Below are 23965 nucleotides of genomic sequence, written 5' to 3' on the forward strand. Positions count from 1 at the left end.
CAATAATTTTCATGGGATTATCTCTCTCAGGAATTGGCCTGGACTCTAATTTTTTGGGGGAGATTTTCCCACTATGGTATATTTGTATAGAAAATAATTAGTTAACGTAAAAAAAAGAAGGTTTTGTGTTACAGAACCTAACTTTAAAAGAGGAGTAATTATGCGAATTGGTTTTGGTTATGATGTTCATTCTCTGGTATTGGATAGAAAACTCATTTTAGGCGGTGTGGAAGTTCCCTTCCACAAAGGATTACGCGGGCATTCCGATGCCGATGTATTGATTCATGCCACCATCGATGCGATTTTAGGTGCATTGGCACAAGGCGATATTGGCACTCTATTCCCCGATAACGAAGATCAGTACAAAGATATAGACAGCCGAATTTTACTGCGAAAAGTTGCGGGAATTCTGCATTTGGAAGGTTATAAAATTGGTAATGTCGATTCGACTATTTGTGCTGAAGCTCCTAAAATGAAACCATATATTATGCAGATGAGAGAAAATATTGCTTTCGATTTGAATTGTGATATTCACTTGATTTCGGTAAAAGCTACCACCGAAGAAGGTATGGGATTTACTGGAAAAGAACAGGGGATTTCTGCCAAAGCTGTTTGTTTGATAAAGCGATTACAAGAATAAAACCATAAATGAAACCCGAACTTCTGGTTCCGGTGGGAAATCCGGAAGCTTTTTATGCCGCAATTGCCGGCGGTGCCGATGCTGTTTATCTGGGACTGAAAAATTTCAATGCCAGGGGCAGAGCCAGGAATTTCGCTCCCAATCAACTGCAATCCATTTTAAAAGAGAGCGAAAAAGAAAACATCAAAGTTTATCTCACATTAAACACTCTTATCAAAAATTCAGAGCTTCCGCAGCTTCTGGATACACTGTTTATGCTTTCTCAGACTTCCATTTCCGCTCTGATCATCCAGGATTTGGGTGTTTATTATCTTTTGCAGAAATTCTTCGAAAAAATCAAAATCCACGGCAGTACCCAGATGGGATTTCATAATTCATTAGGAGCAGAATTCGCTTATGAAAAAGGTTTCGAGAGAATTATTTTAGCCAGAGAATTGACCTTGCCAGAATTGAAAAATATCAGTAATAGATCAAAAATTCAACTGGAAATATTTGCTCATGGAGCTCTTTGTTATTCATTTTCGGGAATGTGCTTGTTCAGCAGTTTTCTGGGAGGAATGAGTGCAAATCGCGGACTTTGCCGACAACCCTGCCGCCGCATCTTCAATTCAGAAAAAGGTTCTGAATATTTCTTTAGTTTAAAGGATAATCAGCAGATTGAGATCATCCTGGAACTGATGAAAATGAAGATCAGATCGATAAAGATCGAGGGTCGCATGAAATCGGCTGAATACGTTCACCAAGTTACTCGAGCTTATCGTATGGTCATCGATGATCCAAACAAAATTGAACAGGCAAAAGAAATTTTGAAATTTGATCTTGGCCGTCAAAAAACTTCTTACTTTTTGGGAGGAAATGTAAAAAATGCGATCACTCAAGAACCTTATACCGGTTACCAAATTGGAGAGATCGCAAAAATATCGGCAGAATACTTTGAAATTAAAACAAAATTTAATCTCAGAAAAAGAAACCGTCTTAGGATTCTTCCGCAAGATGGAACTGATTCCAAAGCTCTCAAAATTAAAGAAATCGAGAAAATGGAGAACAGCAAATATAAAATACATCATAACATTCAGAACATTGCAATCGGAGATAAAGTATTTTTGCTTGGTTTGGGTGAAAATAAATTTCAAAGTAAGTTTTCTTTGGATGGAAAAAAGCTACAACTGCAAATGCCAACATCAAAAAAAAAACACATTCTCAGCCGCATCGGATCGAGTAAAACACTTTCACGCCAGGAGCTTTTTTTCCGCATCGATTCAGTTGACTGGCTAAGAAAAATTTATTTCGATAAATTTGATCATCTAATTCTGAAATTACCTAAAAATGAGTGGAAAAAATTCCAACTTAAAAGTAACTTTATCAGAAAAAATATTCGAAAGATCATTATTCAATTTCCCAAATTTATTTCGGAAAATGATCTTGATTTCTACCACTCTCTGATTAAATATTTACTCCAAAACAGAATTCAACATTTTGTGCTGGGTCATATTTCTCAAATCAATCTTTTTAAAAATATAAAACAAGCAACGATAAGTACTTCAGAAAATGTATATGTTTTAAATGATGCAGCCATCCAGATGCTGAAAGAAGAAAGAGTAAATTATTACATCTATCCATTCGAAAATGAATTTACGAATTTAACTGCTGGAAAAGATAGAAAAGGAATTGTGCCGATTTATTTTCGTCCGGAACTTTTTTATTCCCGCATGCCGGTAAACGATCTGCCGGCAGAATTTTCAGATCGAGATCAAAAATATTACAAATTTATTCGAGATGGAATTACCTGCATTATTCCCGAATTACCAGTATCATTACTCCAATACAAGAATAAACTTTTCAAACAAGGCTTTCGCCGTTTCCTGATCGATCTGTCTAATGAGAAACCTTCCCAAAACAGTTTCAACCGCATTCTTAAGAAATTTCACACTTCCGAAGCAGAACAACCCGGAACGCAATTCAATTTCAAGCTGGGTCTGCAATGAGCTGCTGCCGAAAAATTCTTCTCTGCTTTTTCCTGCTGATCTGCTTTGCCAGTCTTACTGCACAGGAAGGTTATTATCTCAAAAGTCTCAAGATCACAGGCAATAAGCATGTTTCGACGCTGACGCTAAAAGATAAACTGTATCTCACACCAAATACCTTCTGGCGCAATCTGCTGTTCTGGAAAGCCAAACACAGATTTCATCAGGCAGATCTGGCACTCGATCTTCAGCAGATGACCGCTGCCTATCAGAAAGCAGGATTTCTACACGTGCAGATCCAACCGGAATTTGTGATCAATGAGGAGAAGGAAAGCGTTGAGGTGATCCTGAAAATTCAGGAAAACGATCCCGTCCTGATAGAAGAAATAGTTTTTGATTTCGATTCCGATGAGGAAGGCAAAGCACTTTTAAATTCGCGCCTACCAAAATTTTTAGACAGGAATTCCCTGCAATCCGGGCAGCGTTTTCGCGATAAAAACCTGGAAAAAGCAGAAAAAGAGATCATGGCTTTCCTGCAGAAAAACAGCTATCCCTTTTCCGAAGTAGGCTATCAACTCAAATTGAACGAAACCGAAAGCAATGTCATGGTGAAACTGCAGATAACTACCGGCACCAAAATGCGTTACGGAAAAATCGAAATTTCTGGAAATGATAAAATCTCTGAAACACTGATTCGCCAGCAGATCAGTTTTGCCAGCGGAGAATATTTTCATCCCAGAGATTTTCAAAAAACTCAGAAGCAGATCCAGCAACTCAATATGTTTCGTTATGTAACGGTGCAACTGGCAGAAAAAGAAAAGAATGATGATCTGGTGGATATTACTATAAACGTGCAGGAAGCACCGCGATTAACAGCTCAACTGGCAGTTGGTTATGGCTGGGAAGAACGTTTTCGCACCGAAGCCAAAATCACCAAACTGGGATTTCTGGGCGGCATCAGGAGAGCTGCGCTGCGGTTTCGTCATTCCTATCTGGAACCGTACAATGTTTCAATCCAATTTGATCAACCGGCAGTCTTTCATCCCAATGCTACCTACACGCTGCAGCCGTATCTGCTCAAATTGAACGAAACGGGTTATGACAAGCAGAGCAGCGGCATCTATTCGGTCTATCAATTCCGTTTCGCGCGTTATTCCCGTCTCTATCTGGATTATGATCTCAAATGGAATAATCTGGTAGCCAAATCCGATTTCATCGAAGATGAGCTTCTGGAAGAAGGCAAGCTTGATTATCAACTGTCCAGTTTTGGATTGGGTTATACTTTTGAAAATTCTCAGCCGCTTACAGCACCCGATCAAGGCTGGTTTTTTTCTGCTTCCGCAGTGCTCTCCGGGCTGGCTTTTTACAGTGATTACAACTACTATCAGCTATTTTCGGAAGTTCGTAAATACACTCGTTTGACAGATTCTTTCACTTTGGCAAACAGACTGAAATATCAGGTGATGCAGGCCATCGAGCCGGACGTTTCGACACCGCTGGCAGAGAGATTTTATGCCGGCGGCAAAGCCAATGTGCGCGGCTGGTCTCGCTCCGATCTGGGTCCCTTGAATGAAGACGGCGTTGCCAGCGGCGGCAACAGTCTGCTGGAAGCAAGCTTGGAACTGCGTTATCCGATCTATAAAATACTTTCTGGAGTGGTTTTTCTGGATGCAGCCAATATCTGGAAAGAGCCTTATGAACATGATCTGAAAGAACTGCAATATGCTGTCGGCGGCGGCATCAGAATAAAGACGCCGATCGGCTCATTGCGTCTTGATGCTGCCATGGCGGTGTGGGAAGAAAAATTGCCTGTTCGCTTTTATTTCAGTATCGGAGAGGCATTTTAAGATGATGAAAAAACGCACTAAAATCGTTGCCGTCATCTTTGCCTGTCTGCTGATCCTGATCCTGGCTTTTCTTGTTATCATGCAGACTGGCTGGTTCCGAAATCAAGTGAGAAAGATTGTTATTAGGCAGGCAAATGCTGCATTAGATGCTGAGTTAAAGATTGCAAAACTGGAAGGGAATTTCTGGCATAATCTACGTTTATCAGGGATCAGTCTAAGTCGGGGCGAACAGGAAATTCTTACAATCAGTTCGCTTCAACTAAATTATAATCTTTCAAATCTCCTGAAAAAACAGATCCGCATCGATTCACTGATCATCGATCAACTTAATCTAAAGCTTCATCAACTGGAAGATGCCAGCTGGAATCTACAGCATCTCTTTCCACCCGCTCCCGCCAAAACCGAAAAGAAACCTTTTGCCGGCAAGATCGAAGTGAAAAATTTCCGGCTGCTTTCCGGTTTGATAGATGTAAGATCGGAAATGGAAAATCAATTCCTGCCGATTCAGCTTCACATCCCGCAAATTTCAGCATCTGCCCAGATCTCAGAAGAGCTTTCCTGGCAGGTGCAACAGGCAGAATTTGATATCTCCCCGCATCAGGTGAGTTTGCATATTAATGATCTCAACAGTAAAAATTCCGATACGATCTCATTGACGCGTCTGGAAATCACAACTGCCGGCAGCCGCATTCTGGGCGAGGTCAAATTAGCTTCTCTGCAGAATCAAGAAGCACAAATCTTCCTCCAGGCACAGCCGCTGGCTCTGGAAGAACTTAATAAATGGTCTGCAGATCTTGCTTTGCAAGGCAAAATTGAGTTTGAGATCAAGGCAAATCTGGCCGGCAAAGAACTGCAGATCGCAGCCGATCTGAATTCCCGGCAACAGAATCTGACCCTGGATCTTTCACTGCCGGATTATGAAAAACCGCTGGAATCACAGCTCTCAGCGAGCTGGCAGAACATAAATCTGCAAAGCTGGCTGCCTCAGCAGTCTGCCACACTTCTGAACGGAAATCTGGATTTGCAAACCACCGGCAGCGATCTGAAAGACATCACCATCGATGCAAATCTGAAACTTTCAGAATCGGCTTGGAATGATCAATCTATCGATCTTCTGGAATTGAAAGGTAAAGGAAATGCCGCTCAATTCCGGGCACAACTTCTCTTGCAAACCGAACAGGGCGATCTGGAATTGACTGGCAATTTGAAAAATCTTGTTTCCCATCCCAGTTACGAGATGGCAGGAAAAATTCACAAACTTGATGTTCAGCCATTTATAACGCAATTGCAGCAGCCGACTGTGCTCAACGCCGAATTTAGTTTAGCAGGAGTAGGCACAAAGCCGCAATCCCTGAAAGCTGAATTGAATTTGAGTGTTTTTGATTCGGTTATCGAAAATATTTCTCTGGATGATCTGCGCCTGATAGCGGCGATAGATGCCGGAAAATATAAATTGGACACATTCAAATTTAATAGTTCTCTGGCGCAATTCTCTGCCAGTGGAAATGGCGAATGGAACGGCGAACACCAGCTTATCTACAGCGTTCAGGTTGATTCTCTTCCTTCTGTCTTGCTTCCTAAAATGCCGGAAATTGCACTAACTGCTGCTGTTGATGGAACCTTCAGCGGTGATCTACAAGATTGGCAAACCAGAGCTAAACTGCTTCTGCAGGATTTACATTATGAAGAATACTCTGCCGCCAGGTTGGAAGCTGAAATCGCCGCAGAGATGAAAAAAGGAGAGATATTTGCCGAACTTGACAGCGACATTTCTGCTATCGACCTAGCTGGATTTAATCTACAATCTCTGCAAATGACAGCCAGTTATTCTCCGGAAAAAATCCAGGCAGAAATTCAGCTGCAGCAGTCGGATGCGATCGGCTTGCACACGGAAATTCAATATTTTCCGGTAGAATTGCAGCGAATCCTGATCCCTCAATTGACGATCAATTTACCTGAAGATAGCTGGCAGAATTCCACCGATTCTCTGCTGATCGAGTTCAGTGACAAATATTACAGCATTCGTCATCTCGATCTACGTAATGATAGTCAGTCGATCTCGATAAATGGCCACATCGATTTGCAGCAGGAAAATGATCTGGACATCTCTCTGCAGAATATAAAATTGGAATCGCTACTTGCCTACTATGATCAGAAATTGCCGCTTTCCGGCAAATTCGACCTGAATCTTGCTCTAACTGGAAATCTCAGTTCTCCCATTGTGCATTCCGATCTGAAACTGCAAAACGGAAAGTATGATAAACTCAATTTCGAATCTCTGACAGGAAACTTTCAATTACACGATGAGGTGATGGACATTTCTCTGGAATTGCAGAGATCGAAAGAAGACAGTATTCTGCTGAGTGGTTATTTACCTCTGCACCTCGAACCGGAAGCTTCTGTTTTTGAACTGAACCAAAACAAACCCTTTGATTTGAATCTATCTTCCAGCCCTTTTAGCTTGAACTGGCTACAGCCGTTGTATCCAGAAGTTAAGCAGATCAAAGGCATTTTACTCATGCAGGCATCAGCCACAAACACAATTGCTCAACCGTATTTTAAGGCTGCGATTTCCCTGCAAAAAGGCAGATTGGATATTCCTACAATGGGCATCGACTATCGCAAGATCAATCTTCAACTGGAAGCTGAAGAAAATGAAATTATCCTGCAGGATTTCTCTCTGAAATCCGGATCTAAGAAAAAATCCGGTAATCTGAAACTGACAGGAAATCTCTCCCTCGATGCCATCGAGAAAAGGATTGAAAATATCACCGGCAGTCTGACTGCCAGTAAATTTATAGCTCTGAATAGCAAGGACTTGACTCTGAATCTGGATGCCAAACTCGATTTCAACAGCAATGGACAAGATCATGAACTGAACGGCTGGCTGCATTTGAATCGAGCTTTCTATTTCCTGCCTGCAAACGGTCAGCCTACGCAGTCCAAAATCGACCAGCCGCTGTTGGTAAAGGCTCGAACCCCGCGGCTGGAAACAAGCGACAAATCCCAGGAAAAGCAAATGCCAGAAATCATAAAAAACCTGCGCGGTGAAGTGAACGTAAGCTTCCCCCGCAATATCTGGCTGCGTTCCCGCGATATGTATCTGGAGCTGAGCGGCGAGATACGAGCAGTAAAAAAAGGCGCAGACTTCCAGTTATTCGGCAGTGTGCAAATCCTGAAAGGAACCTATAATCTCTATGGCAAAAGATTCGAGATCATCGACGGCAATATTGTCCTGAATGGTCAACCTCAGCTTAATCCGCAGGTTTATCTGCAGGCACGCTATATGCTGATCGGGGCAGACAAGATCAAGAATGCCCTGATCCTCACTGTCAGTGGTACACTGCAGAATCCTGTCATTCAATTCACCTACAATGATCAGGCGATCTCGGAAGCAGACGGAGTATCCTACCTGATTTTCGGCAAAAGCCTCAATGAGCTCTCTTACGGCGAGAAAAAGCAGATCGATGAAACATCCGGCAGCGGCTTGGCAGCCAGATTGCTGGCACGTCAGCTTATCTCAAAAGTTACCACTTCTCTGCAAAATGAATTACGCCTGGACATCATGGAATTTCGAGAAGGTGATAGCTGGCAGAACGCTTCACTATTGATGGGCAAATACATTACCAACCGGCTGTTCGTCAGCTATCAAAAGGATTTTTCGCTGGGACGCTACAGTCTGCTGGGACCGGAACAACTTTCCATGGAATATGAATTAAAAAAATACCTGTCATTGCAGGCTGTGAGCGGCAGCGGTAATTCTTCCGGCATCAACCTGATCTGGAAGTTTCAGAAGTAGTATTTTTTGGATTTTTTATTTACAATTAATATTTGATTTTAATATTAACGCAGAGAGTAGGGAATGGGGGGAAAATGCTGAAACAGAAATTCATCTTGATTCTGTTATTGCTGAGCGGATTATTGATTTGTACACCTGCCGCAATCGACAGCCTGAAATCTGTATTAAAAACAGCCGAGGGCAGAGAACGCGTTGATATATTGCATCTTATAGCACAAACATTGTCTTCCTCTGATATAGAAGAAGCGAAAAAATACATTGCTGAAGCCGAACAGCTTTCCCGGGAATTAGATTATCAGATCGGCCTTGCTGAAACCTGGAATATCCGGGGACAAATTGCTTATCGAAAAGGTGATTATGAAGCAGCTCTGGAAAATTATACAAAGTCCCTGAAGATATTTGAGTCTCTCGATCACAAAAAGGGAATGAGTAAAATCTACAATAACCTGGGGCTGATTTCCATCAATCTGGGTAAATTTGAGGAAGCCAGAGATTATCAACTGGCTTCGATAGAAATAAAAAAGCAGCTGGATGACTGGAACGGCATCTCTTCCAGCCTTACCAATCTTGGTTTGATCTACTGGAAAATCCAGGATTACGGTACCGCCATCGATTATCTGGAACAATCATTGGAAATCCAGAAAACTATTGGCGATAATGGAGTGATCGCCAACACCAAAAACAATATTGCCATCGCTTATTTGAATCTGAATCATTATGATAAAGCTCTAGAGTATTTTTTAAAAGCGATCAAAGCTGCCGAAGAAATTGGCAACAGTCACATCGTTGCTTCCTGTCTTAATAATATTGGCATCGTTTATGCCAAAATGAAGCTTTATGATGAGGCGATCCCACATCATCTGCAGGCGTTGGAAATCTTTCTGGAAATGGGTGATAAACCCAATATTGCCAACACCTACAACAATCTGGGACTGGCTTATCAGTATAAGAATGATTATGAGAATGCTCTGGAATATCTTTCCAAAGCTCTTCAGATGAGTAAGGAATCCGAAGATTTATTGGGCATCACTAATTCTCTCAACAATATCGGCTCTATCTACGAGGATAAACAAGATTATCCTGCTGCCATCCGCCATTATCAGGAGAGTATGCAGATAAATAAAGAAAGAGATCAGCAATGGAATATCGCTTTGGATCATAGCCGTCTTGGCCGGGTATATCTGAGAATGAAAAACCTCGAGCAGGCGGAAAAGCATTTGCTGGCTGCCAATCAGAAGTTTCAGGATCAGGATATTCATGATGATTATATCGGTAATCTGCTGAATCTGGCCGAACTATATTCCATGAAAAATCAATATCAAAAAGCTTATAATCATCTTATGAATTATATTACGGTGAGTGATACAATTTCTTCCCACCGCAATCTGGAAAAAACCAATGAACTGAAAATCAAATACGATCTGGAAACCAAGGAAGTGGAAAATGATCTTCTGAAAAAAGATCTTGAGATTATAAATATGCAGAAGAAGCATTTGTTATATGTTCTGATTGCCGCCCTGATCATCATAACTCTGGTTATCATATTTTTGATTTCGAGCCGACGAATGAATAAAAAATTAAAACATTTGAACATAGCTCTCACGATTGCCAAACAGGAAGCTGAAAGAAACGAAAAGCAGATTTTGCTGATCAATAAAATGCTGCGGCATGACATCACCAATAATCTGGCGGTGGTTGTTTCCGCTATCCGGCTCTACCAAAAAGAACAAGATAAAAGCTATCTGGATGAGGCAGCAAAGAAGTGCAATATCGGCATCGAACTGATCAAAAATCTGCACAGTATGGAAAGAAAAAATATAGATTTCGAACATCGGCACCCCATTAATCTGGAAAAAATATTAGATAAGATAATTAACGATAATTCTGAGATCAACATTTCCTACAAAGGATCGGCTGTAGTGTTGGCAGATGACAGCATCGAATCTGTTTTCCGCAATCTGATCGAAAATGCTGTCAATCACGGCCAGGCAAAGCAGATCGAGATTTCGATCCTGGAAGTGAATAATATTTGTGAGATTAGAGTTTTCAATGACGGCAGGCAGATAGATGAAGAAGTCATAGATAAAATATTTGAAGAGAAATTCTCTCATGGCAAAAATGGCAATACCGGTCTGGGTTTGTATCTGGTAAAACAAAATGTACAACGTTACGGCGGTTCGATTTATGTGGAAAATACTCCGCCTTCCGGAGTTACTTTTATTCTGAGTCTGAAAAAAGCCTAATGAGAATTTTTCTTTCCTTCCTGATATTAATTGCCTTTTCACATCAGCTGATTGGAAGTGTAAATTTTACCAATCTCAGCGGGTCTGATCTGGCTTTGGGTATCGGCTCACAACAAATTGCTTTGGGTGGTGCCGGAACACTTGTGGAAGATGCTCCCGGTTCTATTTTCTGGAATGCGGCTGGAATCTCTCGAATTTCACATTCTCAGATTCAAATTGATTTTCAATCATTTACAGATTTTAAAAATGCAATTTTAATTTGGAAACCGGATTTTTTCAAAGTATACTCTAAACAAGTTACGATTGGAATAAGTGCGATAAATCGTCTGAGATTTATAGGCAGCAGCGATCAGGTTTGGAGCGGTTATGCTGCCCATCTTTTGGACTTAACTATGATTGATCTAACTGATTTCACAGGTAAAATCAATTCCAATACTTACGATTATCGTTTTAACTTAGCCCTAAACCTGTCATCCAAATTAAATGCCGGTATTACTTTTGTTAGACTGGTCTGACGGACCGAAATTGAAAGAACCGGTGGTTCTGACCCGCATTATGAAGTAGGAATAGAATATAATACCTTTGATCTTGGCATTACTTATCAATTCAATAAAAATCTATCTGTCAGCCTGGTTAATAGAAATCTGCTTCATTTTGGTGAAAACCGCTATAGTAATAAAGAAAATTCCACTCAAGAAACTGATGTAGAATTTTCTTTTCCCGATTATTTTACTTTTGGAATAGCATGGAAAAAAAATATTAATATTTATATGGATAATGAATTCATGATAGGAAAATATGGTGGAAAAACTTTGAAAGATATGAAAATCTGGTTTTTAAAAATAGGTGTGGAAAAAACTTATTTAAAGAAACTTGATTTGAGAGCTGGAATCACTGCTCCCATAATGGCAGAAACCACTACACTGGGAAATTTGTTAGATAAAATTCCAGATCCAAAACTAAATCTATCATGCGGAATCGGCTACAAATGGAAAAGATTTACATTTGATTCAGCTTTATTCTTTAATCCTGGCCTTAGCTATGCAGAAAGAAAACCCGTTCCAGACTTATCTATTTCAATATCGTATCAATTATCAATTTAAAAGGATATAAAATTGAAAAAAATATCAATTATCATTTTATTAATTTTAAACACACTTTTGTCTGCAGTAGATTTTGATTACCTAACTGGCTCTGACCTTTTTATTGGAGTTGGTGCTAAGCAGATCGGAATGGGTGGAACCGGATCTTTAATAGAAAATTCTGCTGCGTCCATTTACTGGAACCCTGCTGGCTTGAATAGTATTCGTGGAAACCAATTGGAAATTGATCTTGAAATTCCCTGGGATGCAAAAAATGCCATATTTATCTTCAAACCAGATTTTCTTAAACTAAATGGAAGACAGATCACAATTGGCTTAGCCAGAATTAACCGTTTAAAATTTAAAGGTTATAGTGAAGATGTCTGGGATGGATATTCCGAACATATTCTAAATCTTTCATTTAATTCAATCTCTAATTTTCGGGGAGGAATCGATACAGATACAAATGATTATCGATTTGCTATGGCTTATGATATTTCCAAACGATTTGATTTTGGTTTCGCTCTTATTCGCTATGTATGACGAACCAAAGTGAACAGAATCGGAGATTCTGCTGAAAAATATGAATTTGGTGTAGATTTTACAACCTTCGATTTAGGGTTGATTTACAAAATCAATCCCAAAACTTCTGCCAGTCTGGTTTATCGAAATATAGTAGATTTCTGGGGCAGACGAATACATGAAGACGAAGATTCCAACTACGAAAAGGCTGCGGATTTCAGTTCGCCAAATTTCCTAACTCTTGGAGTTTCCTATAAATACAAATCTTATAATTTATATTTGGATAGTGAACTTTTAAGTGGATATTATGGTTCAAATAAGAAATACATGAAATTCTGGTTTATCAGAGCTGGCGCAGAGAAATTTCTTACTAAATCCCTCATCGTTCGATCAGGAATTACCTATCCGGTAATGGCTGAAACTTCATCGCTGGGCAATATTCTTGATACAATTCCAAATCCCAAATTCAATGCTGCTGTTGGTTTAGGCTATCAAATTAAAAACTGGATTCTTGACACCACACTTTTTTTCAATCCCGGAATGAGCTACGTAGAACATAAACCCGTTCCCGGTGGATCGATTAGTATAAGATACAACTACTAAAAAAGGGTCACAGTAAATACTGCAACCCTTTATAATATATTGTGGGTATACTTTATTTTACCTTCTTTTCTACCAATTTTTCGATCAACTTTTCATCAGGAATAAATGGCAATGTAATATGATCGGTGTCTTTACATCTTTCGTTATGTTCCATGCAGGTTGCGATAGAATTTTCATTTCTTGCCCATGCTCGGCGCGCCACGCCGCCCATCACGTCCCACCGGAATGAACGTTCCAAAATGTAATCGACTCTTTCGCTGCCATCCAGAACCATACCGAAACCACCATTAATAACTTTGCCGATTCCCACTCCACCGCCGTTGTGTAGTGCAATCAAACTCATGCCGCGAGCCGCATTTCCGGCAAAACACTGCGTGGCCATATCTGCCATCACGTTACTGCCGTCCTTGATATTGGAAGTTTCACGGAAAGGACTGTCCGTGCCGCCGGTATCATGATGATCACGTCCCAGCATGATCGGTCCAACTTCTCCATTTTTCACCATTTCATTGAACTTGAGAGCAATGTTCATGCGTCCCATAGCATCCTGATACAAAATTCGAGCCTGCGTTCCAACCACCAGTTTATTTTTGATCGCATCACGAACCCAGATGTAATTATCACGATCTTGATAACGTAATTCTTCCCGGCAATTTTGAATAACTTCAGCTGCCGCAGCATCGGTTTTGATAAGATCTTCTTCTTTTCCACTCAAACAAACCCAGCGGAAAGGTCCGTAACCGTAATCGAAAAGTTCCGGTCCCAGAATATCTTCCACATAACTGGGATAGATAAATCCATCATAGGTATTATCAGGATTTTTGGAAATTTCTTTCACTCCGGCATCATAAACCGCTTTCATAAAGCTGTTGCCGTAATCGAAGAAATAAGTTCCATTTTCTACCAGCTTTTTGATCGCTTCGAAATGACGGCGCAAAGATTTATCGACCAGTTGGCAGAACTTTTTTCTATCTTTGGAAAGCATTTCAGTTCGTTCTGCAAAACTTAAATCAACCGGACAATATCCACCTTCATAAGCTGCATGACAGGAAGTCTGATCGCTGAGCAGATCGATGTGTTTCTGATTTTCTGCAGCGAATTCCAGCAGATCAACGATATTTCCATTATAAGCGATTGAAATTGATTCCTCTTTCTGCAGATATTCTTCTGCTTGTTGGAAAGCTTCTTCAGCACTTTGAGTTACTAAACTTACCCAACCCTGATCGTGTCGCGTCTGGATGCGAGATTCATCAACTTCAGCAAAAATTCCTACGCCACCTGCAATTTCCACAGCTTTGGGTTGAGCACCGCTCATACCTCCCAAACCGGAGGACACAAATAATTTCCCTTTCAAATCGCCATCTTCAGGCACGCCAAGTTTCAGGCGCCCGGCAATTAAAATTGTGTTATAAGTTCCATGCACAATTCCCTGCGGTCCGATATACATCCAGCCGCCGGCTGTCATCTGTCCGTAATTTGCCACGCCCAGGGCATTGGCACGATTAAAATCCTGCTGATTATCGAACATGCCGATCATTAATCCGTTTGTTAAAATAACTCTTGGTGCTTTGGGATGTGATTTGAATAATCCTAATGGGTGGCCACTTTCCAGAACAAGTGTATGTTCATGAGTGAGATTTTCCAGATATTTTTTGATAAGCCGATATTGCATCCAGTTCTGGCAGACCGAACCGGTTTCACCGTAAGTTACCAATTCGTATGGATAAAGAGCTGTAGCAAAATCTAAATTATTGTCGATCATCACCTGAAAAGCTTTTCCTTCTAAACATTTGCCTTTATATTCTTCTACAGGCTTTCCTTTCAAACATCCTTCCGGTCGATAACGATAGCCATAGATATGACCATGTTCCATCAATTCATCCAGAAATTCCGGTGCTAAAGTTTCATGCAGCTCTTCTGGAATATAACGAAGGGCATTCTTAAGTGCTAAAGCAATTTCCTTTTTATTCAAGGGCATTTGACGTCGAGGAGCTCGACGGATTCCTTCCACAAATTTCGGATATTTTGGTAAATTAGAATCAAGTTTTATTGTCATAGCATTTGAAATATCAAGATTATTCATTTAAAAAACTCCCAATTATCTTATAATACCTGTCTCCACAAAATTGCCGGGAACATCATCATGACCGGCCAACAGGCTATCAATCATTTCTGACAATCTCTCTACAACGTCAAATGAAATTGGCATCAAATTTTCGTTGCTATACTGCTTTCTTAAAACAAAAACTGCTTCAATAGGAAGTGAGCGAACATCTGGAGTGAGTTCTTTATCCAAGGTTTCAGTCACAATTATCGTTTTTACTTTTCTGAAAGTAGCTTTTGCCATATTTGCATAGTATTCTGAACGAATCAGATCATTCAGGTCGAGATTTGTAAAAGTGTGAAAAACAAGAAGCGGAAATTTCAGCTGATATTTATTGAATCTTCTTTTCCCGGTAATACGAAACTGAAAATCTATATTTTGAATAAGAGATAAAAACATAGGCGAATCATCGATCTCAAAATTAGGATTTTTTTCCATCTCTCCAAAGCTTAAAGGATTGAAATTCATTCCCGTGGTAAATGATTGTCTTCCCCATTCGATACCCAGATTTTTTAAAATGCTTTTCTTTGATAGGAAAATTGAAATAAAATCATCCAGATATAGTGAACTGAAAATTTCAGAATCAGGTTTAAATCCTTTCTTTGTCCCTTCCAGATATTTGAATTTTCTGCTATTTAAGTTCTTCAAAAACTTATTGAATTCTTGAACTATTAATTCATTGGTCAGTTTCTTCTCATCCAGGATTTTCTCAAATCCTTTCCATTTTAGTTTCAGCTCGGTCAGATACATTTTGTTAACCGGATTTTCTTCTTCCGGAATTAATCTATCCAATAGATCGGCATAAAACATAATTCCTCCTAAATTTCGGAAATTATTTTCTGATTTACCCTCTTCGTTTATAATGCGAAAAAATACTTTTACTCATTTATTGTCAAACAACTTTTAGATTTGATAATTTATTTGACAAATCTTTTGTTGAATTGAATTTTCTTTGTGAGGTAGGAAATGAAACTGATAAAAAATGCTGTAATTTCGAATGATAAGGAACTTGTTGATATTCTATATGAAGATAAAATAATTCAAATCGGAAAAAATATTTCTCAATTCGAATTTGAAGAAATTATCGATCTGGAAGGAAAGATCCTGATTCCAGGCTGCATCGATGCTCATGTTCATTTCAACGATCCCGGCTACAACGAGCATGAAGATTTTATAACCGGCACAACTGCTGCAGCTTTTGGCGGTATCACCACGATCATCGATATGCCTTGCACTTCCATTCCACCGGTTACGAATACTGAAAATCTTGAATCAAAACTATCTGTAATCAGGAATAAAGCCGTCATAGATTTTGCGCTCTGGGGTGGTATTCGCAGGAATGATTTTCCAATTGAAATAGAAAAAATTCATCAATTATGGAAAGCGGGAATTGTCGGATTTAAAATTTACACAATTTCCGGAATGGACACTTTTGCAGCACTTTCTTATGAAGATATAAAACAAATTTTTGAGAGATTCCCTGAAATGCTTTTTGCCTTCCATGCCGAGGATGCAGAAATTATCAAGAAAGCTGCCGATAAACTTTCTGAACTTGAAAAGATGAAGCCGGAAAATTATTTAAAATCACGACCTGCAGAAGCAGAAGTAAAAGCAGTTGGAAATATTTTGGAACTTGCCGAAAAAAATCATCTCCATTTCGTTCATATCAGTACCAAAAAAGCTGCTGAATCTATCTTGAAAGCAAAATCCAAATTGGATGTAAGCTGGGAAACATGTCCGCATTATCTGCAATTTACTGCTGCTGATTTTCCTCAGCTGAAAGGCAGATTAAAAACTGCTCCACCAGTTAAATGCGAAGATGATAAAAAATTTCTAAGAGCTGCCTTAAAAACAGGAAAAGTGGATTTTATTACAACAGATCACGCCGGATGTGATTGGAAAACAGAAAAAGATTTGGAAGATTTTTCCAAAGTTTATAATGGAATTCCAGGAACACAATTAATGATTCCATATTTATTATCGGAATTTTATGTGAAGGAAAAAGTGCCACTATCCACTTTGATAAAGTTAACCTCGGAAAATGCTGCCAGAAGATACGGTTTATTTCCTCAAAAAGGAAGTTTACAAATTGGTTCTGACGCAGATTTTACGGTGATAGATCAAAATAGATCATTCTTGGTTAATGAAACAAAATTGAAATCGAAAGGAAAATATTCACCGTTTCATGGACAAACTTTTTCCTGTTCAATAGCAAAAACAATTGTCCGTGGAGAAACTGTTTTTGATCGAGAAAAAGGATTAATGGTCGATCCTGGTTTTGGAAATTGGGTAAAAAAAAAAGTAAATTATCTTATCGCGAAATCGGCAAAATTAGTTTGAAGTTCACGCGCCAGAAAGTTAAGATTTTCCTGTGAGAAAGAAGAAAATTTTACATAATCTTCATTCAGGGTTTTGGATGGTACAAACTTCTGAAGCAGATATCGTTTTGCTTTTCCCAGCATTTGCCCCATGATCAAAACATCATCTGTTGTTAGTAAATTTTGCACCAGTGTACTGCGAAATTCATAATCGATATTGGAATTTTCAATAAGTTTAATGCTTCTTTTTATCGATTTTGAATCTACATTTGAACAAGTAACTTCCGCATATTTTGGCAGTGGTGCTTTTATATCCATCGCCAGATAATCCACTAATTTCAACCTGATGATTTTTTCTAAGATATCAGGATTTGTACCGTTGGTGTCAAGCTTAATGCTAAATCCCATAGATCGGCATTCTAACAAGAAGTTTATCAAATCTGAATGCAAGGTCGGTTCACCGCCAGTTATACTCACAGCATCCAGTTTGCCTTTCCTATTTTCCAGGAAGTTAATAATTTCTTCTTCCGGTATTGGGTTGCAAAATTTATCAGCTTCAACAAGTTCGGGATTGTGACAATATGGACACCGGAAATTGCAGCCCTGAGTAAAAACAATTGCGCAGATTTTTCCGGGATAATCAATCAGCGAAAACTTCTGAAAACCACCGATTTTCATTATTCTACCATCTTGAATGTCTTCCTGATATCGAACTCCGCTTTTTTACCATCGTTCCATTGCTGCACCGGTCGCAAATAACCGACAACACGAGAATATACTTCACAAGCCGTATTGCAATGCGGACATTTGTAATGTTCACCATCGATGTAGCCATGAGTTTTGCAAACGCTGAAAGTTGGTGAAAATGTGAAATAAGGCAATTTGTAATTACTACAGATTTTATTCACCAGATTTTTTAAACTATCAATGTTTCCAATTCTTTCTCCGGCAAAAAGATGCAATACTGTTCCGCCGGTATATTTTGTTTGAATCTCATCTTGAAGATCCAGAGTTTCAAAAATATCATCGGTATAATTTACCGGGAGTTGAGTTGAATTTGTGTAAAATGGTTCTGCCTGATGACTGTTATAATCTTTTTCGTTGGCAACCACGATATCTGGAAATCTCATTTTATCTATTTTTGCCAGACGATAAGTTGTACCTTCTGCTGGAGTTGCTTCCAGATTATAATTATTTCCGGTTTCTTCCTGATAATCTATCAATTTATCTCGCATGAAATCCATGATCTCAATTGCAAAACCATGACCTTCTTCCATGCCAATATTGGCTCCAATCAAATTCAGGCTGGCTTCATTCATGCCAATAAGCCCAATCGTGGAAAAGTGATTTTTCCAATATTGACCGAACCTGCCTTTGATATCTCTAAGATAATATTTTGTATATGGATAAAGCGAATTATCGGTTAGTTTTTCCAGTACTTTACGCTTGATTTCCAAACTATTTTTGGCTTTTTCCATCAATTCATCAAGCCGCTGCAAAAAATCATATTTATTTTTGGAAAGATAAGCAATCCTGGGAAGATTTATGGTAACAACTCCGATAGAACCTGTAAGTGGATTTGCACCAAACAATCCTCCACCGCGAGCTTCCAATTTTCTTGTATCCAAACGAAGACGACAACACATACTACGTGCATCATCAGGACTCATATCTGAATTCACAAAATTAGAAAAATACGGAATTCCATATTTGGCAGTAGCTTGCCACAGGTAATCCAAAGTAGGATTATCCCAATCAAAATCGGTAGTAATATTATAAGTAGGAATTGGAAATGTAAAAACTCGTCCTTTCGCATCACCTTCACTCATCACTTCCAGGAAAGCTTTGTTGATAACATTCATTTCCTCCTGAAAATCAGAATAAGTTAATTCCAGATGTTCGCCGCCCAGAATTACAGGATGATCAGCATAAGTAGATGGAATAACCAGATCCATTGTAATGTTTGTAAAAGGTGTTTGGAAACCGACCCGAGTGGGAACGTTCACATTAAAAATAAATTCCTGCAAAGCCTGCTTTACTTCTTTGTAGGAAAGTTTATCGAAACGAATAAAAGGAGCCAGCAGAGTATCGAAATTTGAAAATGCCTGCGCACCGGCAGCTTCACCCTGCAGTGTGTAGAAGAAATTTACGATCTGGCCCAAAGCGCTGCGGAAATGTTTAGCAGGACCACTTTCAATTTTGCCGGAAGCTCCTTTAAAACCGATCATCAGAAGATCTTTGAGATCCCAGCCGACACAATAAACCGAGATCAATCCCAAATCGTGAATATGAAGTTCACCATTGATGTGAAGTTCTTTAACTTCTGGTGGATAAATTTTATTCAACCAGTAAATTTTGCTGATTTCCGAAGCAATATAATTATTTAAACCCTGTAGAGAATAAGCCATATTACTATTTTCTTTTACCTGCCAATCCAATCTCTCCAGGTATTTGTCGATCAGAGAAATTTCGGCATTGGAAACGATTTCGCGAATTTTGGCATGTTGATCTCGATAGATAATGTAAGCTTTTGCGGATTTTTTGAAAGGAGAGGAAAGCAGAACTTCTTCTACAATATCCTGAATTTCTTCCACGCAGGGAACTTGCTTCTCAATCATTTGCTGAGCAAGATTGATAACTTGCAGTGAAAGTTTCTTGGCTATCGATTCATCAAATTCGTCCGTAGCTTCACCAGCTTTCAGGATGGCATGAGTGATTTTATCAAACTCAAATTTTACTATCTGATTGTCGCGTTTTTTTATAAACTTAAACATATCCCAACTCTCCAACTCTGTTTTAAATCGACAACTCTTTATTTTTCATAAACTTACAAAAATGAACCCAGAAAACGCATTTTTGGACTCACTATATCTACTTGACTTAAAGATAAGGACTTAATGTTCTTGTCAAGAGCATTATAAATTCATATTTTATTAAACTGCTCGAATCAAGCTTTATAAAGGTGTTTAAGCAGCGAATAAAAAATTATTCTGCTTAACTATACAGTAAAATCCCTAGATTCTTCGTCAAACAAAGCTGGTCTATTTTTTAGCATTTCGACCAACCACAGGAATTACACTTCAAACATCCTTCCGAATGTTCGATTGAACTACCACAATCTGGACAGGTTGCCATAGAACTTGATGAGATTTTTTTTGAAGATTCATCTTTGGCTTTTTTATTTAACTCCTCGATGTTTCTCAAGCTGTCTTGATCCAGTTGCAAAAACTTATCCAACGACTTTGCTACGCTGTCTGCACAGGAAGTTACCATACTGCCATTGCTCCACATGGGAGATGGACAGCGAATTCCTTTTAACTGCCTGGAAATGGAACTCACTTTCACATTAGATCGAAGACAAAGAGAAGTAAGACGGGCAATCGCTTCCAATTGAGCCGAGGCACATCCACCAACTTTTCCCATTTGAGTAAAGATCTCACATGCACCCTTTTCATCGGAATTGATAGTTACGTACATATGTCCGCAACCGGTTTCGATCTTTTGTGTCGTTCCAATGGTGATATCCGGTCTTTCTCTGGGAGCAATACGATGACCGTTAGAAGTTTTTTGTTCTTTTATTTCCTTACCTTTGTTCAAAACCTGATTTTGACGACTACCGTCACGATAAACAGTAACACCTTTGCAGCCAAGTTCATAAGAAAGTTCATAAGCCATCTGAATATCTTCCTTGCTGGCATTTTGGTTGAAATTAATCGTTTTGGAAACTGCATTATCGGTATATTTCTGAAAAGCTGCCTGCATCTGGATATGCCATTTTGGAGTTATATCATGACTTGTAACAAAAATCTTTTTCAGTTCTTCCGGAATTTCATCGATATGAGAGATACTGCCTGTTTCAGAAACTTTTTCCATCAACTCTTTGGAATAAATTCCTGCCTCCTTTACTGCTTTTTCAAAATGTGGATTGATGTATAACAATTTCTCTCCATCCATCACATTTTTTACATAAACCAGCGAAAACTGTGGTTCGATTCCACCGGAAGTATTCAGGATCATACTGATGGTTCCGGTTGGTGCAATTGTGGTTGTGGTTGCATTCCTGATACCATTCTTTTTTATGTCTTTTTTCAGATTTTCCCAATCCATTTTTTCCGATTCTCTCGGCAGATTTCCTTCATCATAGACGCTACTCGTAAAATTGGGGAATGCTCCATCGATCTTTGCCAGTTTCATAGATTTAAGTTTGGAATGATAATCGATGAATTCCATGATTTCGGCTGCCAAATGCAAAGCTTGCTGACTATTGTAAGGAATTTTTAATCGGAAGAGAAGATCTGCCCAACCCATGATGCCAAGACCAATTTTGCGATTGGCTTTTACCATCTCATCAATTTCGGGAAGTGGGAATTTGGAACGATTAATCACATCATCCAAAAACTCAACACTTTCATAAACAACCTGCTTAAGAAGTTCCCAATCAAATTTTTGCTTTTCTACCATTACAGAAAGATTTATCGATCCCAGATTGCAGGCTTCATTTGGTAGAAGCGGTTGTTCACCGCACGGATTTGTAGATTCAATCTTTCCGATATGCGGAGTTGGATTGTATTTATTAATTCTATCAATGAAAACTATTCCCGGTTCACCATTTTGATGCGCCATTTTTATGATGAGCTTGAAAACATCACGCGCAGCAAGTTCTTTGACAATTTTGCCGGTATGAGGAGCAATGAGTTCGTATTTTTCGTCTTCATAAACTGCCTTCATGAACTTGTCTGTAATTCCTACAGAAATATTAAAATTAGTAAGTTTTGTAATATCTTCCTTGCAGGTTATAAATTCCAGGATTTCGGGATGATCCACACTGAGAATTGCCATGTTGGCTCCACGACGAGTACCACCTTGTTTCACAGCATCTGTAGCTGCGTTAAAAACATTCAAAAAAGAGATCGGACCGCTGGAAACACCGTTGGTACTGCGGACCCTGGCATTTGCCTGCCGCAATTTACTGAAACTGAAACCTGTTCCGCCACCGCTTTTATGAATGAGAGCTGCATTTTTTACTGTTTCAAAAATACTATCCATGCTGTCTTCCAAAGGTAAAACAAAACAGGCAGAAAGCTGTTGAAGATCGTTTCCGGCATTCATCAATGTTGGTGAATTTGGCAGGAAGCAACCAGAATCGAGTAATGCATAATATTTTTTTCTTTTATCTTCGTTGCCACCGCTGATATCAGTCGCAACGCGGTTTATCATTTGATCCCAGTTTTCAATTGGTTCATCATTTTTATCATGTTTAAAATAACGTTTTTTGAGCACAGTAAGTGCATTTTCTGTTAAAATCATAATTCTTCCTCTCCCCGATAAACAATAAGTTGTTGAAATTTAAGACTTTACAGACAAAATCATTTAATTTCTCAATTCCAACTCATCATTATTTATTAGTTCAAATTCAAGCAATTAGCTGTGGTGTCAAGACAGAAAAAAAATGAAAAAAACTTAAAATTTCCTAATCCTTATTTGGTGGGAATTAACAATGATTATTTTTTTTCAGAAAATTTATTTGCTGAAATTTTATTCAATCTGGTCTTAATTTTGCCCTAATTTATAAAAGATAATTTAAATCATTTTATCATATTATTTTATACTGATATTTTTAAATTTCGTTAGTTTCTAATGATCTTTATTGGATCGATTTTGACGGTTTTTTTGGCAGGTAAAATAGTAGACACAAAACTAATTATGATCGCAATAAGTGGAACAAGTATGAAATCGATAGTTCGCATTTCGACAGGAAGCCATTGCAGAGGAAAACCAGGAACAGGAATTTGCACGATTTGCCATTTCAACTGAGCCCAAAGCAGACCCAATGCTAAAACTAAAGCAAACAGAACTCCGATAATACCAATCAGAGTTCCAGCAAAAATGAAGATCTTGATAATATCTTTTTCACTGGCTCCCATTGCTTTCAAAACGCCGATCTCCACTTTTTTCTCTGTTACCAGTTTAACGAAATTACCAGTCATATTGAAGGAAGCGATGATTATCATGAGTGCCAGAACCAGATACATGATGATCTTTTCCATCTTCATGGCATTGAACAGATTAGCATCGAAAACGCTCCAATCTTCTACAACATATTCGCTGCCAAGAAGTTTTTGAATTTTAACAGCATAAGAACGCGATCTATTTGCATCGATCGTTTTTACTTCTACAGAATTAACTTCATCGGAAAATCCTAGATAATATTGTGCATTATTCAGCGAAATGTATACGTGTAGCTGATCATATTCCGGCATTCCTGATGAGAAAATTCCCACAACTTTCAATTTCTTGCTTTTGGGTAAAAGTCCAAATGGAGAAGGCTCCGTTCCGACTGGTGAAATAAGTTGAACATATTCTCCAACAGTTGCATTGATGGTAAGCGACAAATCCAGGCCGATAATAATGCCGTCTTCTTCCAGATCTTTTTTTTCGGGAACGCCAACTACAATCTTGTTAATAATCTCTGTTATTTTGTGATGTTTTTCATAATCAATTCCAAAACAAAGTGTAGATGCCAGATTCTGATCTTTCTGAATCATCAATTCTGTTTCACAGACAGGAGCGGAAGCTTTGATAAAAGAAAAAGAAGATATTTTTTCCCCGATTTCCCGATAATCCTTAATTGGTGAATAATCATTTTGATGAATCTTGATCTCTGCCTTTGAGCCGATCACTCTTTTGCGCATATCAGTATCAAATCCGTTCATCACGGAAGACACAACCAGCAGTGCAAACACTCCAATAATAATTCCACAAACTGAAAGCAGGTTTGTTAAACTGAAAAATATTTTATTTCTGCCCTTCAAATAGCGAAGAGCGATAAGATAATGAAACACC

The 23965-nt window shown here is 38.8% G+C and carries 16 protein-coding genes; 10 read left to right on the top strand and 6 right to left on the bottom strand.

Annotated features, from left to right (window positions below; translation table 11 throughout):
• The first annotated feature begins 157 nt into the window (after positions 1-157).
• The 9 genes from ispF to K9N40_01255 all read left to right on the top strand — a co-directional run bounded on the left by ispF (position 158) and on the right by K9N40_01255 (position 12700).
• Entirely contained in the window at positions 158-640 is a 483-nt protein-coding gene (ispF, locus tag K9N40_01215; GenBank protein ID MCF7813080.1) for a 2-C-methyl-D-erythritol 2,4-cyclodiphosphate synthase, read from the top strand.
• Between the two features lie 8 nt (positions 641-648).
• A complete protein-coding gene (locus K9N40_01220; GenBank protein MCF7813081.1) occupies positions 649-2625 on the top strand; it encodes a U32 family peptidase in 1977 nt (658 codons plus the stop codon).
• Entirely contained in the window at positions 2622-4451 is a 1830-nt protein-coding gene (locus tag K9N40_01225) for a BamA/TamA family outer membrane protein (protein ID MCF7813082.1), read from the top strand. Before K9N40_01220 ends, K9N40_01225 begins: the two co-directional genes overlap by 4 nt.
• 4 nt (positions 4452-4455) lie before the next feature.
• Positions 4456-8250, top strand: a complete 3795-nt coding sequence (locus K9N40_01230; protein ID MCF7813083.1) for a translocation/assembly module TamB domain-containing protein — start codon at positions 4456-4458, stop codon at positions 8248-8250.
• Positions 8251-8324: 74 nt separating this feature from the next.
• Positions 8325-10493 carry a tetratricopeptide repeat protein gene (locus tag K9N40_01235; protein MCF7813084.1) on the top strand — a complete coding sequence of 723 codons (2169 nt, stop codon included), beginning with the start codon at positions 8325-8327 and terminating at the stop codon, positions 10491-10493.
• Entirely contained in the window at positions 10493-11008 is a 516-nt protein-coding gene (locus tag K9N40_01240) for a hypothetical protein (protein ID MCF7813085.1), read from the top strand. The genes K9N40_01235 and K9N40_01240 overlap by 1 nt, the downstream gene beginning before the upstream one ends.
• Positions 11009-11263: 255 nt before the next feature.
• On the top strand, positions 11264-11596 hold the full coding sequence (locus tag K9N40_01245; protein MCF7813086.1) for a hypothetical protein: 333 nt from the start codon (positions 11264-11266) through the stop codon (positions 11594-11596).
• A 12-nt stretch (positions 11597-11608) separates the two neighbouring features.
• The gene (locus tag K9N40_01250; GenBank protein ID MCF7813087.1) at positions 11609-12118 is read left to right on the top strand and encodes a hypothetical protein; all 510 of its coding nucleotides are present in this window, start codon (positions 11609-11611) and stop codon (positions 12116-12118) included.
• Positions 12119-12127: 9 nt separating this feature from the next.
• Positions 12128-12700, top strand: coding sequence for a hypothetical protein (locus tag K9N40_01255; GenBank protein ID MCF7813088.1), 573 nt, complete (start codon positions 12128-12130; stop codon positions 12698-12700).
• Positions 12701-12752: 52 nt separating this feature from the next.
• Here the strand turns inward: K9N40_01255 and K9N40_01260 are convergent, their stop codons facing one another.
• Entirely contained in the window at positions 12753-14783 is a 2031-nt protein-coding gene (locus K9N40_01260; GenBank protein MCF7813089.1) for a urocanate hydratase, read from the bottom strand.
• Positions 14784-14798: 15 nt separating this feature from the next.
• Entirely contained in the window at positions 14799-15614 is an 816-nt protein-coding gene (locus K9N40_01265; GenBank protein MCF7813090.1) for a hypothetical protein, read from the bottom strand.
• Between the two features lie 156 nt (positions 15615-15770).
• Between K9N40_01265 and allB the strand changes: the two genes are divergently transcribed.
• Entirely contained in the window at positions 15771-17144 is a 1374-nt protein-coding gene (allB, locus tag K9N40_01270; protein ID MCF7813091.1) for an allantoinase AllB, read from the top strand.
• Here the strand turns inward: allB and K9N40_01275 are convergent.
• From K9N40_01275 to K9N40_01290, 4 genes are all read right to left on the bottom strand, one after another.
• Positions 17111-17800: an anaerobic ribonucleoside-triphosphate reductase activating protein gene (locus K9N40_01275; GenBank protein ID MCF7813092.1), complete on the bottom strand. Its 690-nt coding sequence runs from the start codon at positions 17798-17800 to the stop codon at positions 17111-17113. The genes allB and K9N40_01275 overlap by 34 nt on opposite strands.
• Positions 17800-19896 (bottom strand): ribonucleoside triphosphate reductase, encoded by a 2097-nt coding sequence (locus K9N40_01280; GenBank protein ID MCF7813093.1) that lies wholly within the window; start codon positions 19894-19896, stop codon positions 17800-17802. The genes K9N40_01275 and K9N40_01280 overlap by 1 nt, the downstream gene beginning before the upstream one ends.
• A gap of 274 nt (positions 19897-20170) precedes the next feature.
• On the bottom strand, positions 20171-22429 hold the full coding sequence (locus K9N40_01285; protein MCF7813094.1) for a vitamin B12-dependent ribonucleotide reductase: 2259 nt from the start codon (positions 22427-22429) through the stop codon (positions 20171-20173).
• Between the two features lie 320 nt (positions 22430-22749).
• Positions 22750-23964 (bottom strand): ABC transporter permease, encoded by a 1215-nt coding sequence (locus tag K9N40_01290; protein MCF7813095.1) that lies wholly within the window; start codon positions 23962-23964, stop codon positions 22750-22752.
• Between the last annotated feature and the right edge of the window lies 1 nt (position 23965).

The sequence above is a fragment of the Candidatus Cloacimonadota bacterium genome, from assembly GCA_021734245.1.
Taxonomy (GTDB): domain Bacteria; phylum Cloacimonadota; class Cloacimonadia; order Cloacimonadales; family TCS61; genus B137-G9.